18 protein-coding genes are annotated in these 15,197 nt (G+C 64.1%); 15 read left to right on the top strand and 3 right to left on the bottom strand.

Annotated features, from left to right (window positions below; all coding sequences use genetic code 11):
* Positions 1-39: 39 nt before the first annotated feature.
* Complete coding sequence (locus AB7O82_RS18630; protein ID WP_428544521.1) at positions 40-1,044, top strand: Bug family tripartite tricarboxylate transporter substrate binding protein; 1,005 nt, start codon at positions 40-42, stop codon at positions 1,042-1,044.
* A gap of 334 nt (positions 1,045-1,378) precedes the next feature.
* Here AB7O82_RS18630 and AB7O82_RS18625 read toward each other — a convergent pair whose 3' ends face one another.
* From AB7O82_RS18625 to AB7O82_RS18615, 3 genes are all read right to left on the bottom strand, one after another.
* A complete protein-coding gene (locus AB7O82_RS18625; RefSeq protein ID WP_428544524.1) occupies positions 1,379-1,537 on the bottom strand; it encodes a hypothetical protein in 159 nt (52 codons plus the stop codon).
* A gap of 245 nt (positions 1,538-1,782) precedes the next feature.
* Positions 1,783-2,700, bottom strand: a complete 918-nt coding sequence (locus AB7O82_RS18620; RefSeq protein ID WP_428544527.1) for a lytic transglycosylase domain-containing protein — start codon at positions 2,698-2,700, stop codon at positions 1,783-1,785.
* 494 nt (positions 2,701-3,194) lie between these two features.
* Positions 3,195-3,848: a tetratricopeptide repeat protein gene (locus AB7O82_RS18615; protein WP_428544530.1), complete on the bottom strand. Its 654-nt coding sequence runs from the start codon at positions 3,846-3,848 to the stop codon at positions 3,195-3,197.
* A 251-nt stretch (positions 3,849-4,099) separates the two neighbouring features.
* On the opposite strand from AB7O82_RS18615, the gene AB7O82_RS18610 reads away from it, so the two are divergent.
* The 14 genes from AB7O82_RS18610 (at position 4,100) to AB7O82_RS18545 (ending at position 14,123) form a co-directional block, all read left to right on the top strand.
* Positions 4,100-4,555, top strand: coding sequence for an Hsp20 family protein (locus AB7O82_RS18610; protein WP_428544533.1), 456 nt, complete (start codon positions 4,100-4,102; stop codon positions 4,553-4,555).
* 243 nt (positions 4,556-4,798) lie between these two features.
* Positions 4,799-5,188 carry a hypothetical protein gene (locus AB7O82_RS18605; protein ID WP_428544536.1) on the top strand — a complete coding sequence of 130 codons (390 nt, stop codon included), beginning with the start codon at positions 4,799-4,801 and terminating at the stop codon, positions 5,186-5,188.
* A 67-nt stretch (positions 5,189-5,255) separates the two neighbouring features.
* Positions 5,256-6,419 (top strand): glycosyltransferase family 4 protein, encoded by a 1,164-nt coding sequence (locus tag AB7O82_RS18600; RefSeq protein WP_428544539.1) that lies wholly within the window; start codon positions 5,256-5,258, stop codon positions 6,417-6,419.
* 120 nt (positions 6,420-6,539) lie between these two features.
* Positions 6,540-6,869: a hypothetical protein gene (locus tag AB7O82_RS18595; RefSeq protein ID WP_428544542.1), complete on the top strand. Its 330-nt coding sequence runs from the start codon at positions 6,540-6,542 to the stop codon at positions 6,867-6,869.
* Entirely contained in the window at positions 6,866-7,276 is a 411-nt protein-coding gene (locus AB7O82_RS18590) for a hypothetical protein (RefSeq protein WP_428544544.1), read from the top strand. The genes AB7O82_RS18595 and AB7O82_RS18590 overlap by 4 nt, the downstream gene beginning before the upstream one ends.
* A 406-nt stretch (positions 7,277-7,682) precedes the next feature.
* Positions 7,683-8,972, top strand: coding sequence for a tyrosine-type recombinase/integrase (locus tag AB7O82_RS18585; protein WP_428544546.1), 1,290 nt, complete (start codon positions 7,683-7,685; stop codon positions 8,970-8,972).
* Positions 8,973-9,204: 232 nt separating this feature from the next.
* Positions 9,205-9,813, top strand: coding sequence for a hypothetical protein (locus tag AB7O82_RS18580; RefSeq protein ID WP_428544548.1), 609 nt, complete (start codon positions 9,205-9,207; stop codon positions 9,811-9,813).
* Between the two features lie 129 nt (positions 9,814-9,942).
* Complete coding sequence (locus tag AB7O82_RS18575) at positions 9,943-10,287, top strand: hypothetical protein (protein ID WP_428544550.1); 345 nt, start codon at positions 9,943-9,945, stop codon at positions 10,285-10,287.
* Positions 10,288-10,484: 197 nt separating this feature from the next.
* Complete coding sequence (locus AB7O82_RS18570; RefSeq protein ID WP_428544552.1) at positions 10,485-11,024, top strand: hypothetical protein; 540 nt, start codon at positions 10,485-10,487, stop codon at positions 11,022-11,024.
* 175 nt (positions 11,025-11,199) lie between these two features.
* Positions 11,200-12,528: a DUF3987 domain-containing protein gene (locus AB7O82_RS18565; protein ID WP_428544555.1), complete on the top strand. Its 1,329-nt coding sequence runs from the start codon at positions 11,200-11,202 to the stop codon at positions 12,526-12,528.
* Positions 12,529-12,715: 187 nt separating this feature from the next.
* On the top strand, positions 12,716-13,000 hold the full coding sequence (locus tag AB7O82_RS18560; RefSeq protein ID WP_428544558.1) for a hypothetical protein: 285 nt from the start codon (positions 12,716-12,718) through the stop codon (positions 12,998-13,000).
* Positions 12,997-13,443 (top strand): DUF5681 domain-containing protein, encoded by a 447-nt coding sequence (locus tag AB7O82_RS18555; RefSeq protein ID WP_428544561.1) that lies wholly within the window; start codon positions 12,997-12,999, stop codon positions 13,441-13,443. The genes AB7O82_RS18560 and AB7O82_RS18555 overlap by 4 nt, the downstream gene beginning before the upstream one ends.
* Entirely contained in the window at positions 13,440-13,649 is a 210-nt protein-coding gene (locus AB7O82_RS18550) for a hypothetical protein (protein WP_428544564.1), read from the top strand. The genes AB7O82_RS18555 and AB7O82_RS18550 overlap by 4 nt, the downstream gene beginning before the upstream one ends.
* Before the next feature lie 267 nt (positions 13,650-13,916).
* Positions 13,917-14,123, top strand: a complete 207-nt coding sequence (locus AB7O82_RS18545) for a hypothetical protein (RefSeq protein WP_428544567.1) — start codon at positions 13,917-13,919, stop codon at positions 14,121-14,123.
* The last annotated feature ends 1,074 nt before the right edge of the window (positions 14,124-15,197 follow it).

Here is a 15,197-nt window from a genome sequence, read left to right as displayed (position 1 = left end):
AGGCGCGCCGCCTCCACCCGGAAAACGCAGGAGGGGAAAATGCCGATCGGAATTCGTCGCCGTACCGTCCTCGGTGCGGGTCTTGGCGTTGCCACGCTTGCGGTTCCTCCGTTCGCCGGCGTCGGCCGGTCGCAGGGGTTCACGCCGGTCGATGGCGTCGCCCGCATCGTCGTGCCGTTCGCGGCCGGCGGAACCACCGATGTCATGGCGCGCGTCGTGGCTCACATCCTGAGACAGGCTACAGGATCGCCGTTCCTGGTCGACAACAGGACCGGCGCCGGCGGCGATGTCAGCGCCGAGATCGTTGCCAAGGCTTCGCCGGACGGCCGCACCTTGCTTCTGGGCCACGTCGGCACCGCCGTCACCAACCAGTATCTGCGCAAGTACGTCCCGTACGACGGCGTCGAGAGCTTCGCGCCGATCTCGCTCATTGGCGAGGTGGCGAACGTGCTCGTCGTCCATCCGAGGTTTCCGGCGCGCTCGCTGAGCGAGTTCGTCGACTACTGCACGATGCTCGGTCCGTCCCGGGTGCGCTACGCCTCGCCCGAGCCGGGCAGTGCCGGTCATCTGGCGATGGAGTATCTGCAGAGCGTCGCCGGCATCCGGTTGAGCCACATGATCTACGACAGCCGCTCGCGCATGCTGGCGGATCTGCTCGCCGGGAACGTCCATGTCGCCATGGACAATCTGCCGACCTGCCTGCCGTACATCCGTTCCGGGGCGCTGCGCGCCCTGGCGGTGAGCTCGAGCCAGCGCTGGTTCGCCGCGCCCGAGATACCGACCGTTGCCGAGCAGGGCTACGCCGATTTCGAGGCGACGTTCTGGTGGTATCTCGCGGCGCCGGCGGGCACGCGCATCGACCTCGTCAACAGGCTTTCGCTCGCCGTCGGCAGCGGTATCCGCTCGGACGCGATGGTGCGCAAGATCCGCAACGTCGGCGTGCGCGAGCTGTCTTGCGCCCCGCAGGACCTCGTGACCCGCATGGCCGCCGAGAGGGCGAAGTGGAAGAAGGTGATCGGCCAAGCCGGGCTGGAGCCGCAGTGACGAAACGCTGACGGCGCGACGAAGCGCGACACGGGGGCATCCCGTTGTCAGCGTCGCGTAACGCAAAAGTCCGGTTGTTGCCGTGATTGGCGCAAAGCCTGCCATCACTCGATCCTCGAGCGATGGAGGTTTGCCATGACTGCGATTCTCAAGGGGATGCTCGCCGCCGCGGTCACTCCGACGGCGGCTGCATCCGCGCAATCGAGCGATGCCGACTATTGCCGGGCACTGGTTGCAGGTCGACCGAGAAGATGACGCATGTCGGCATGCCGTGCCCGTAGACCGTCGCGGGCGCTCGGGCTGACGGCTTTGCCATAAGCCCGAGCGCCAAGCGTCACCAGGGCAGGCGGTTCGTCGACGTGTCGGATGCCGCGGGAGCGGAAACGGGTTCGGCGCGGGATTGCGCCGGCTGGCTCGGGACGGCAAAGCGCAGGGCGACCGCGACCAGCAGGGCGGCGCCGATCAGAAGCCACGTCCAACTGCCGATGGTCATGGTCGCCACCGATTGCGAAAACCATCGCGTCACCCGAGGAGGCGTGACGGCCCGGGTGAGAACCAGGATGCGCCAGAAATTGAACCGTCCGCTCAAATCCACGATGGTGCAGGCCGGTCGAAATATATCGCGATAATACCACGTAATATTGGCGCAAGTCTTCATATTGGCGCAAGTCTTCGCCGCAATCGGGCCTCGCCCTGTCGGGAAGTCGCCGCCGCTCGCGCACGGCGGGCGGAAGGGAGCTATCTCCGCGGATTTCGGAGCACGATGCAGGCGCCGCCCGCCGCCCGCAGCCTGGTACACAGCGCGTCCGCCTCTCCCCGGCTGCTTTCCGAGACGCGCACGATCACCGACGAGGGCATCCGTCGGCGTGCGTTCAGCACCAACGGCAGACGGTCACCCAGAACGGCAGCGTATTTGCGCCGCAGCCGCTCGTAGGTCGCGAGCACGCGTCCCTCGGACCAGGTGCCGGCAAGCTGGACACCCCACGGTCCCCACGCCGGGTTGGACGCGAGGTCGAGGCGACGGGGCGGACCATCGATCATCAACTTGGCAAGCTCGATACAGCGCGCGCCCGCAGGCGCGCTCGCGGACTGCAGCTGCGGCGGCTGCGAGGCCCAGGTGTAGGCGGTGTGGCCGGTGATGATGAGTACGTAGGCCAGCGTCTCGCCCGGAAGGCGGCGGCGACCGGCCAGCCATGCCTCGACCTGGCCGGGGCCGGCATTGTAGGCCGCCGCGGCCAACCCCAGATTACCGCGGAACGTTTCCCGCAGCTCGCGCAGATAGCTCGCCGACTCGTGCAACGCCTGCAGCGGCTCGAACGCGTTGATGAGTCCGCGCTTGGCGGCTGTTTGCGGCATGAACTGCGCGATGCCCTGCGCTCCGGCCGGGCTGACCGCCGCCGGATCGAAACGACTCTCCTGCCAGATCAGTCGGGTGAAGAATTCTTCGGGGAGGTCGTTGTCGGCTGCCGCCTGCGCCAGGGTGCGGCAGATCTCGTCGACCGAGGGACGCGAATCCCTGGCTTGCGTCTCCGTCGCCGCGGACCCCGGAGAATTCTCGCCCGCGGCGCCAGCGGGCTCTCCCCGCGGCTCGGCGTGCACCGGCGCCAGGGGCGACAGGGCAGCCGCGAGCAGCGCGGCAGCAGCCGCGAGCCACACCGTCGCTCTCCGCCGGAGCATCGGGTGCTTCATCCGAGGGAAAGGCACGAAGCCGTCACGATGAGGTTCCTTCCGCACACCGTTGCTCAGGCTACAGGGGGCGGCGCGCCCGCGGAACGGGAAAGAGAGGGCCCGGGGCGGTTGTCGCGACACAGACGACACAATTTCTGGCGGCCGCAACACGGCCGGGATACGGGCGATCGGTACATGAGGCGCCGTCCGAAGGATGGTCTTCGGACGGTCGTGAGCTTCCCGGCCTTTCGCGCCGTCCTGATCGCGCGAGAGGCCATCCAGAATTCACTTGGCAAATATTCGGGGCCTTGCCGTGTCCGATACGATCATCCGCTCGCCGTCGGCGTCGAACTCTCACCCGTGGCTCAGAATGCGGGGGCCTCGCGGCATGGCGATCGAGTGCGCCCTCGTCGCCTTTCTGGTCGCCTTGGCGGCATTGCAGGTCCTGTTCGTCGTGGGTGCATCGGCGACGTAAGGCTTGCCTATCGGCCGCAGCCTGCGGCTCCTCCACAATCCGGTCCCTGTCGGCCGATGCGCTCGGCTTCAGCCTGGTCGGCTGCGCCGCCAGCCTTGTCGCCTTTGGCCCTCTTGGCCTTGCCGCGGTCGCGGTATGCAATGCTGAAGCTCGGCCGCAGCCGAATGGCCCGGTCGAAATCGGCGATGGCGCGATCCCAGTCGCCTTTGCCGGACCAGGCGACGCCACGATAGTAGAACACGTTGGCTGACGCAGGGTCGATGCGGATGGCCTCGTTGAAGTCGCTGATCGCGCGATCGAGCTGGGGCCTGGCGAACAGGTGCACGAAGCCCCGGCTGGCAAAGGCCGGCGCGTAGTCGGGCGCCACCCGGATCGCCTCGTTGAAGTCGGCGAGCGCGCGGTCGATGTCGTCCTGGCGTGAGCGGTACGCGTCACCGCGACGGACCAAGGCTTCGGCGAGGATAGGCCTTGTTGCCTTGCCCGAGTTGATCACTGCCGTGCAACCCTCGATCGCCTCCATCGGCGGCAGGCGCGGCTTGGGATCGATGCCGCAGCGCTCGAGCTGGCGCTGATAGTCTTGAGATTCGGCGGAGGTTGCGAAGGCGACGTCACAGGCTAGTCCGATTGCCACCAGCAGGGCGGATCTCATCGTCCTGGTCATCGCCGGCCTCCACGCCCGCAATCTCTGCCAACTCTCCAGCCGAGTCCATGCCCGCACCTCGGTTGGCGCGCGCCCACGTGGCACGAAGGTCACCGTCGACCTCGCCCGCTCTCCAGCGACCATCGTCGGGGTCTTGACACGGCGCTGCGTTTTCCTAGATCGGCCTGTCGAGCCTAGAAGGCTCGGCTGTCGCAAGACCGGCCGCCTTTCGGGGGGCCGGCCGAAACCCATCGCTCATGAGGAGGATGACAATGCGTTCCGACTTCGACTTTGCTCCCTACTATCGTGCAACGGTTGGCTTCGATCGCGTCTTCGACATGCTGGACTCCATGGCGAGCCAACCCTCTGGCAGCGGATACCCGCCCTACAACATCGAGAAGACTGGCGACGATGCCTGGCGGATCGTGATGGCGGTCGCGGGCTTCGCCGAGGCCGAGCTCAACGTGACGCAAAAGGAAGACGAGCTGTTGGTCACCGGCAAAGGCCAACCCAATCGAGATGACCGGACGGAATATCTCTATCGCGGCATCGGCGGTCGCGACTTCGAGCGCCGCTTCCAGCTCGCAGACCACGTCCGGGTGACGGGCGCACGGCTGGTGAATGGCCTGCTGTCGATCGACCTGCAGCGCGAGCTGCCGGAGGAAAAGAAGGCTCGGTCCATTCGCATCGAGGCCGAGGGAGCGCCGCGCACCATCACGCAACAGTAGCCAATTCCCTGCGGAGAGAGATCGGATTCGTCCGGTCTCTCCTCGTGCGGCATTTCCAACAGGAGGTAAGGCATGACAACAGTGTCAGCCGCTTCCACGCTTGGCAATTCGTGGAATCGGCTTTTCCCGGAATCTCTGGACCCGCAATGGGTTGCGACCTTCCCGCCAGTCCGCGCTCCCACAGCGCTGGCGGCTGATGATCCTCCGCGCGCCAGGGTTCTGGTTATCGTGGACGAGGCGGTCATGGCGCTGGATCTGCAGAGAATGCTGCGCGGCGCAGGCTTCGGCACGATCGGTCCGGCCAGCACCGTGGCCGATGTCCAGCGGATGATCAGTCGCGGTGCGATCGATTGCGCCGTCCTCGATCTCGACGTGGATCGGCGCACGCCGCTGCCAATCGCCGATCTGTTGGCGTTCGCCGACGTTCCCTTCGTCTACTTGGCCAACGGATCGCGCGCGACGGTGCCGATGCAGCACCGGCGTCGACCGGTCCTCGCCAAGCCGTTCAACCCGGCGGCTCTGGTCTCGGCTGTCGAGGACGCGATTGCCGGGAGACAACGGGACTCCGACAAAAGTCCTTTGCACGGCGCGCCGACGCCTTTGCCGTGGCCGCGGGTCTATCCACCACTGTAGCGATTCAGGTCATCTCCGGCGGCAGCCTTCAGGCTGCCGCCTACGCTCGTTGGAAGAGGTCCTGTCGATGAAGATTGCCCAAGTCGCTCCGCTCGCCGAGCGCTGCCCACCGAGGCTATATGGCGGCACCGAGCGGATCGTTTCGTATCTGACAGAGGAGCTTGTCCGCCGCGGACACGACGTCACCCTGTTCGCCAGCGGCGATTCGAAGACAGCGGGGCAACTGGTGCGCTGCTCCGACATGGCGTTGCGCCTCAATCCGGCGGTACACGATCACCTGCCCTACCACCTCGTGATGCTGGAGGAGATACGCCAGCGCGCTTCCGATTTCGACGTCATCCATTTCCATATCGATCTCTGGCATTTCCCGCTGGTCCGTAGCTTCGCCGACCGAACGCTGACCACGCTTCACGGCCGACTCGACCTGCCCGACCTGAGACCGTTTTATGCGGCGTTCCCTGAAATTCCTCTGGCCTCCATTTCGGATAGCCAGCGGCGGCCGCTGCCGCCAGTGAACTGGAGGGGCACTGTTCCGCACGGCCTGCCTCGAGAACTGCTGCCCTTCACTGCGGAACCGACAGGCGGCTACCTTGCCTTTCTGGGACGCATCTCGCCGGAGAAGCGACCCGATCGTGCCATCGAGATAGCGGTGCGGGCCGGGCTGCCGCTCAAGATCGCCGCCAAGGTCGATGAGGTCGACCGCGCCTACTGGCAGGACACGATTGCACCCTTGGTGGGACGGCACAGCAATGTCGAGTTCATCGGGGAAATCAACGAAGCCCAGAAGGCCGAGTTTCTCGGCAACGCGCGGGCTCTGCTCTTTCCGATCGACTGGCCCGAGCCGTTCGGGCTGGTCATGATCGAGGCGATGGCCTGTGGCACTCCTGTCATCGCGTACCGCGCAGGTTCGGTGCCGGAAGTGATCGAGGACGGCGTGAGTGGCTTCATCGTCCACAACGAAGCCGAGGCCGCAGCCGCAGTTGCGCGCCTGCCGTTGCTTGATCGCGCGTGCGTACGAGAGGCATTCGAGCGGCGATTCACAGTCGAGCGCATGGCTGACGACTATCTCGCAATCTACCACAAGCTGCCGGGCGTTGGCCTCGGGGTCATGCGACCGTGGTCGCCCACGACGGAGTCCGGTCTGCAGGTGGCGGTCTCAGAATGCCGTCATATCGCACCCTCGGTGTCGAAGACTGTCCGAGCAAACCGCCAAAGCAGGCAACTGACGTGATGGCGGCATATGCCCGTGAGATCGGCTTTCGGAAAGTGCCGACTGAGGCCGGGAACGTACGGAGCAATTGGCCGAAGCGCGCTTCCAACGATGGTGGTATCGTCCCGAACGGGTGACGCAATGGAACGTCCCATCGCTGTCGCCGATCCTCACGACTGCCGGCGCTTCTCCGACCTGACCCACTGCCGGCTCGTGCCGAAGTCCTGGACAGCCGACTTGCGCCACGTAGCCTTTGCTCGCGCCGAACTTCGCGGAAGCGGGGCGCAACTGGACCGTGTGGTGGCCTTGATCGCGCGGAGCATGGAACTTCGGACCAAGTCGCTCCGGCTGCTGAATCGCCCCGTCTATCGTCCCGCCCTCATCGCCAAACCTGTGGAGCGAGCAGGGAAGCCGCATTCCCACACCGAAGCCAACCTCCACACACCGCTCCCCGACACCCGGCCGCAATGAACAGCAACGACACCTGGATGGGCGAGCCCATCGACAACATGAGCAGGGCCCAGTTGGTCGACGCCCTGAGGGCAGCCGTCCGTCTGTTGCGGTCAGTCCCAAGTGCCAATCTGACGCGGCCGGAGGTCGAGGTCAGGCAAACACCCATCGGCACCGCGGTTGGCAGGGCGTTCAAGTGGGCCTTCATCCCAGCCGGGCACTTATGGTCGGACGAGGATCGCCGCGATACCCAGTCCCGGCTCGACGATTTTGCCGCACGGCACGGCCTCCGGGGAGCGGTTGTGCGCTTTGGCTCCGATCGCCTCGACGTCGAAGTGCCTCGTAAGCTGCAGATCGAGCAGATCATCGCGGTGCAGCGATGGCTGGATTCCGAACGAGAAGCACTTGACGTCAGCCAAGTGCCTTGATCGCGGCGCCCGCATCCTGGGCACCCTTGACGGAGAGCGGTTCACACCTGGATCCGCTTTCCGTCGGTTTGTTCCTGTGGCGCGCGCTCACGCTCAGACGGATCCACGCTCAGAAGTTCCGCCCAAGATCAAAAGGGCCTAGCCGTCGCCGGCTAAGCCCTTGATTTGGTTGGTGGAGCCAAGGGGGATCGAACCCCTGACCTCTACAATGCCATTGTAGGGGACTGCGGATTGCGCTACTTTGCACAGTGCTGCGCGTCTTTGCGGAATGCTACGAAAACAAGGATATATGGCTCTTATCACCGTTGCCCGAATTTGAGCACGGTGGCGGGAGTTTGCGCCCTCGTGTTACCCCGGTGTTACCCAAGGTCGGCAGGGTAGCACCGACAGCCTATGCGGAGGCCCCATGGCCCGAATTACGAAACGCTTTGTCGATGCCTTGAGGGCCGGCTCGGCTGACATCGTGCATTGGGATGATGACCTGACCGGGTTCGGGGTGCGGGTGCGCCCCTCGGGCTCCAAGAGCTACGTCTTTGCCTACAGGGCTGGCGGCGGCGGGCGCCGGGGGAGGCTTCGCAAGATGACGCTGGGCACCTCGACCAAGATCACTGCCGAGGAAGCCCGTCAGGCCGCCAAAAAGGCCAATGCCGGCGCCATGATCGGCGAGGACCCTGCGGGCGAGAAACAGGCTCAACGTGCCGACATGCCGGTGTCTGAGCTGGTGGAGCACTACCTGTCAGAAGGGCCCGCCGATAAGCCCGACAAGAAGGCCTCGAGCTGGGAAACCGATGCCAGCAACCTCCGTCGTCATGTCGTCCCGCTTCTGGGCCGTCGCCGGACCTCGACGTTGACCAAGGCAGACCTGCAGAGGTTCCAGAGCGACGTGTCCAAAGGCAGGACCAAGGCTCCCCCGACCGCGAAAGGCGCCCGAAAGCGTGGCCGCATCAGAGTCAGAGGTGGGGCCGGCACGGCTTGGCGGGCCACTGTGGTGCTAAGCGCCATGTTGGCTTGGGCTGTAGATCGTGGGCACTTGAAGGCCAATCCGGCCGCGGGGGTGCGCCTGAACAAGCCTCCGAGCCGTGAACGGTTCCTGGATGATGCCGAGCTGGCCCGCCTGGGCGATGCCGTGGCTGCGATGGAGCGGGAAGGGGTCAACGCCGCCTCCCTGACCATCGCCCGGCTGCTGGCACTGACGGGTGCTCGCAAGACAGAGATTGCCAGCCTCCGGTGGCGTTATGTCGACTTTCAGCGCGGCGCGCTCATCTTGCCGGACAGCAAGACCGGAGCGAAGGTCATACCGCTCGGGGCGCCCGCGATGGCTGTACTCATGGCCTGGGGCGAGAGGTTCGACAGCATGAGTGGGGATCAGTACGTCTTCCCCGCCGAGCGCGGGGAGGGCTTCCATGTCGGCCACTCGAAGGTGTGGCGCCGGCTACGCGAGAAGGCCGGCCTGTCCGGCGTCAGGCTTCACGATCTGCGGCATACGCATGCCTCTGCCGGAATTGCCCTCAATCAGAGCTTGTTCATCGTTGGCAAGGTGCTGGGCCACAAGAAGGCTCGAACCACCGAGAAATATGCTCATCTGGAGCTAGATCCCGTGCGCGCTGCTGCCGACCAGACAGCCAAGCGCGTAGCCGATGCCATGAAGGGCGGCGATGCCAACTCCAAGGTCGTGCGTCTTGCCCGGGAAAAGTAGAACCGAGCCGGCGCTTGGCCGGGCGAAAAGCGAGAACCCAAATTCGCCTGCCGAGCCCGCTGTCCATCGAGCTGTTTCTGGCACATTCGACCTCTATGAAATTGACGCGCGAGCAGCCGAACTGGCTGACGGCGCGGTGGGCAATGCAATCTTGGATGTGCTCGGCCGATGGTTTCCCGCTGCTGACACGGAGCACATTAGGGGGTCGCTTCTGTCCCTATGTTGTTCCCTGGTGGTGCTGGCAGCCAAGCAGCAACGCCGACAAGGTGAAGGCACTGTGGCGAAGGCACGCGAAGCAGCTATTGCGTTGGATACCGCTCTTTCTGGAGTAGAGCGCGCGCTTGTGCTGGTGCGCCGAAGTGGAGTTGCCACCAAAGCTCTCTTGGCGGCGATTGCACAAGACCCTCAGGCGGCCCTTCAGGGCGGCTCCCAAAAGCCAAAGATGAGAAATCGTAAGCCGGACGCAGAGCTGCAATGGCCACTACAGGAAAAGCAACGTGTTCTTTGGCGTGCGCTATCCGTTGGGCGTCGACTGGCCCGCGTTACGCGCAAGGCGACAGCAGAAATGGAGCAAGGTCGCCGCCGTCCTTCGGTCGAGGGACTAGAAGGGTTTGCGATTGACGTGTCCATCGTTTGGGAAGAGCTGGCGCCGCGCAATAGTCGCGGTCGCCTCCTGAGAAGATTCAGCGTTTCAAGGAATACACATCCCCTCGGAGGTCCCGTCGAACTTGTTGCGGAGGTCCTTGCCGCATCGGGCTTTGAGTGTTCGACGGAGACCATCAAGGCAGCGGTCGGCGCTGCCGCCGTGGCCCGCCGAGAGGCGCGACGCCACGAATCGTAGGCCCTTAGGTCCCTGTTCGCGTGGGGCTATCGGCCTACGCACAAGACAGTGCAATGGGACACAGGCTCGCTAAGTCTTTCGCATCCTTAAGCCGGCTTTGTCCGGCCTAGAAAGCGAGAGACAATCCCCATGCAGGATGCGACCACCGACGATGTCCCACTCACGACAGATCAGGCCGCGGACTTCCTGACGAAACTGGGTTGCCCAACGGCCGCCGCAACGCTGGAGACTCAGCGCACGCGTGGCGGTGGGCCGCCTTACATCAAGAGCGGGCGTCATGTGCGCTACCGCCCATCGCGTCTCCGGGCTCATGCCGATCGGAAGATGTGTGAAGTGGAGAACACCGCTCAGGTCCAGGCCGCCCTAGTGCTGCCGACCATTTCCCAAATCGAAGAAGCCACCGACGCGGACAAGACGCCGATGGCTTCAATTCATGTCGTCGCCCCGGCAAGGGGCTTAACGAGAAGGACTTGAACGATGTCTATTCATACAACTACCGCCCAAGCGCGTAAACCCCGGCGTTGGGATGACGGTCCAATCACGACCCATCTCGACGCCAACTGGGTTCCTTTGAGTCTCGCAGTCCGGTGCTTGATGGAGGCCTATGGGATACTGAAGCCAGCGGCCGTACTGGCGGCAGAAGCGCATCGCCTCCCAGTCGAGGTGCAGCGATGAGGTGTGCCGAGGTCAACCCGCTTCTGTTCGAGCTGATCGCGGCATTCCGTAACGCGCGGCGCGAAGACCTCGCCCAGATACTCGACGCGAGGGGCATTCGCCAAGCCGATCGACCTCTCCTCGTTGAGGAAGTGGCGGTCGATGACCACTACTACGCGCCCGAGCCCGAGGGCAGGCTTGCCTTCGTTACGCCGTACTTCGAGCGGGGCCAACTTGTTGACTTGATAGCCACTGGAATCGAGTCGCGTACCAGCCGCACTCGGATGGGCAACTGTACGGTGTTGGGCGAGGAGCACATCCACGACGCTCGCGAGAGCGAGGGGCCATTGCGGCTCTACAACGATCCGTTGGAATGGCTGCGACACGGCCGAGCGGGTGCGTGCATCATCGACTGGCGCGCGGCGCGCTTCGACCTGGCCGACCTGCGCGACATCGCCTGTAGCAACGACATGCTGGCGGCTCGTGTCGAGAAAGCCCTGCTCAGGCCCGTGACGCTGCCAAGGCTGTATGTGCCGGAGGTGGCCCATGCAGCCTAGCATCTTGGCTCCGAAAGGCTTCCGCCCCTTCGATAAGACAGCTCCCCTATGGGGGCCGATCGACCAACATCTCCTCGAGAGCCCGCGCGGGAGGATTCCGCAATTTCCGCTACATGTTCTGCCGAATGCCTGGAGCAAGTGGGCTCTGGACGCTGCGCAATCGGCAGGTGCACCGGTGGACTACGTAGCGCAAGGACTCCTTGCCTCGGTTGCCGCCCTTACTGGCGCCGGCGTGCAGGTCCAGCCCACGCCTGGCTGGCACGAGCCCTTGGTCCTCTGGCTCGCGCTTGTAGGGAATCCTTCGGCCGGCAAGAGCCCTGCGCTGTCCACTTCCAAGCGACTTCTGGATGCAATCGAAGGCGAACTACGGGCTTCCGACGAGGAACGTCAACGCCAACACGCCACGAAGATCGAGCAGGCCCGCCTCCTGGCTGAGAAATGGAAGGAGGAATGCGAGGCAGCGATGGAGCGCGGCGCTCCCGCCCCCATCAAGCCCGTGGAAGCAGCGTTCGACGAGAAGTTCATCGCACGCCAGGTCATCGTGGCAGACGCCACCGTGGAATCCTTGGCGGACGTCGTGTCGGGCAACCCCTGTGGCGTCGTTCTGTGGCGGGATGAATTGGCTGCCTGGCTCGGCAACCTCGGGCGATACTCAAACGGAAGTGATCGACCGCATTATCTGGAGGCGTGGGCTGCCGCTGGTGTGACGATCAACAGGAAGTCGAGATCTGGCCCCCTGCACTTGCGTCGCTTCCCGGTGAGCATCGTCGGGACCATTCAGCCCGACCGGCTCGTTGAGGCACTGGCTGGGGCAGACGATGGCATGGCCGCACGGTTCCTCTATGTCTGGCCCGATACGCCGACATATCGGTCCATCCGTGATCGCCGTGTTGTCGATGACGAAAGCGCTTTGACGAGGCTGAAGCGCATCTCGGCAGCGGCGGGCGAAGTGGACAACCCGCGTGTCCTGACTCTCTCCGATGAGGCCCTTCAGGTTCTGGACACCTTCTGCGCCGATCTTCATGCCGATGCCCAGAACCACGAAGGTCTCGAAGCAGGCTTCCTGGGCAAGGGCAGAGGTACTGTCGTTCGGCTGGCGGCTGTTCTCGCTCTCCTGCGGTGGTCGGAGTCGGATGCTGCCCAGCAGATCACGAATATCACGGCCGACGACATCAAGGACGCTGCTGGCTTGTGGTCCGATTACTTCCGGCCCCATGCCCAGGCCGCGATCTATCGGGCCGGCAGGTCGAAAGAAGATCGGCTCGCCCGCAAGGCCGCCCATTGGCTCATGACCGCTGACCTCGTGGAGGTGTCGCGGGAGACGATCCGGCGAGATGCCCTTGGACAGACGATCGATGCGGCTGGCGCCGATGCCGTAATAGCCCGATTGGTCGAAGGAAACGTGCTCCGAGAGATGACGCTGCCTGCCGGTCTGGGACGCCCACCCAAACGCTGGGCAGTGAACCCTTCCTTGTCTCAGAGAGGACCCGCCGTCCATGCGTAGATGGCTCCGTGATCCACCTGCGGAAATTGCGCGAACTGCGGAAAGTCCGGCCCGCCCCCTCCTCAGGGTAGTTTCCGCAGTTTCCGCAATTCCCGCTACCCCTCCGGCAGGTTCATCTCCGGACCAGTGGCTGCGTGCCCTGCGCCGCGGCGACCTGCCCGGCCTGACGGCCGAGAGGTGGTCCGAGGTGGCAGATGTCCTGGAAGGTCTCATCGACAGTGACGTGATCGAGGCAGCCCTGATGCGCGGCTGGTATCCCGTGGAACTGATCGGTGTCTCGCGCACCAAGCCTCATGATCACCCTGCGCGCGCCGGCCTGATCTACAGCATGCACCCCGGCGACACCGTGCCGAGCATCCATGACGAGGGATGCGTCATCGCTGTCGCTGGGAGCAACGTCCGCCACATCTGGCGCCGCGTGCCGCTGCCGAATGACGACTCAGTCATCCTGCCTTGGGAGCTGCGCCTGTGACCGACGAAAAACCGTCCAATAACGGTGAGAAAACGGCCGACGGCCGCTTTCAACCCGGCAACGGAGGCGGCCCAGGCAGGCCTGCGGGCAGTCGGAACAGGGCGACTGTCCTGCTCGACAAGCTGGCAGAAGCAGACGCCAAGGCAGTCCTTGCAAAGCAGATCGAGCTTGCCAAGGACGGCGACCAGCGCGCGGCGGATCTGATCCTGGCTCGTGTGTGGCCAGTCAGGAAAGGCAGGCCAGTATCCCTGGACTTCCCCGCCATCAGCACGACGGACGATGTCGTGAGTGCCGTTGGTGCGGTGGTCGATGCGGTTGGATCTGGCGACCTCACGCCCGATGAGGGCATTGCCGTCGCCTCGATCCTGGAGGCCAAGCGGAAGGCGATTGAGACGAGTGAGCTGGAGAAACGAATCAAAGCACTGGAGGACAAGCGCAAATGACTATCAAGCATCTGAACGCCCGCATGGACCGCCTGCAGCCGACCGGGCTGAGGCCGATGTGCGTCTACTTCCAGCCGGGCGATTCCGAAGAGTCGATTCGCCGTCGTGTGGCTGCCGTCGGCTATCCCGTCGTCGTAGTGCCCAGGCCTTGCATGACCACTCAGGAATGGCTGGCCCTCTACGGTCCGAAGGCTCGCCATGACTGATCTCCGACGCCGAATGGCCAGGCTGGAAGCAACGACTGGCGAAGTCGCCAATGCCGCTGTCGGCGCCGTCGACAGGCCTCCTCGGGAAACGCGCGAGCAGTGGATCTCGCGCCGAGCCGGGGAGCTTGGCATCCCCCCGGCAGCATTAGGCGCCACTGGCGAGCCCTGTCCCGCTTCAGGCATCAACATCTACGGGGAGACCTTCGGCGAATGGGTCGCCCGTCGGCATACCGAGTTGGGCATCAGTACGAGACAGGAGCATCAGCCATGAGGTTGGAGAGTCGCGTCGGCAAGCTGGAAGCGGCGAGCGGCGCCGGCAAGGTCACCGTGGTGATGTGGCAGAAGTTCAGCGAGACCGAAGACCAGGCCGTGGAACGCTGGAAGCGTGAGCATCCCGGTCAGGTACCCGAAGAACTGATAGTGCTGATCGTGTGTTGGTCGCATCCGAACGAGCCGGCGCGCGGACAGCGTTGAACAGCAAGCAGGTTATCCCCCACTCGGCTTCGGCAGTATCCCCTGCCCAGTGTTACCGCTCGGGACAGCGCTTTTCTGGGCTATTAGGAGTAGATCGCCGCCAGGGCCGTTTTTTGACTCGTACAGCGGTTTTGGCCTCTGGATGGACTCCAGGACTCACCCGCCCAAGAAAACCCTCCAGCGAGTCTGATTTTGAATCTGGAGGGCACTCCACCCGCTGGAGACGGTGGCGAAGAAACCGGTCGGTGCTGACTTGGACCTCGGTAGAGCGCAACATCGCCGGGCAACTTGCCAACGCGGGTCTGCAACGTCACTATTGGCCCTATGCGCTGGGCGCTCCTCCTCTTCGTCTTAGCATCATCTGCGATGGCTCAGTCCGATCAGGAGTTGTTTGCCGCCTACTGCCTCGGTGTACTTAGGACGACGCCCGACTGGATTGACGACAGCAAACCGCGGCGGTGCGAGGTTCATCCTTCCACCTGTGAAGCTACAGACGAATCACTTCGTATTTTAGACCGCCAACGTCGAAACGACGTTTTCAGGGTCCAGCGATTCTTGGATGCGAAGGGGACTTTTGCGGATCAGGCTTCATCTCGGCGAGGACAATCAGCACTGCTCGCGGCCATCGCGGCCGGAGAACAAGATCAAGCCACATGCGCCGCCGTGCCTGTATCGCCCTACGAACAATGTAGCAAATGGTGTGTAGGCACCGTCAGCACCCGCGACTGCGATATATGCATGGCCGAGAACCTCCACCCGGCATGCAAGCGCAGGAACCGCTGCCTCGACCTCTCCTCTCTGCCCTTCTAGGCAGCCGGCCGACAAGTCCGACTTCAGCAAGTCGGCCATTCACCGCGAAGTGTCACACTGAAAGGAAAATGCGCCAGTGGGACAACCAGAAGACGACCTCGCCAACCCGCGATGCCGTTGAATCATCTTCCTTCCGAGAAGCTACTCGAGTTGCGGGCGGCGCTTCTCGACAAGCAAGTCACTACGTATCGCACCGAGGCTTGGCGGGGACTAACTGAAGCGGGCTTATGGGGTCGCCTCGCGATCCAATTTGGTTTCGTGCTT

Origin of the sequence: Reyranella sp., from assembly GCF_050185545.1 — a bacterium.
GTDB lineage: Bacteria > Pseudomonadota > Alphaproteobacteria > Reyranellales > Reyranellaceae > Reyranella.
Note: the sequence above shows the minus strand (reverse complement) of the source record. Positions and strands in the feature narration are given on the sequence as shown.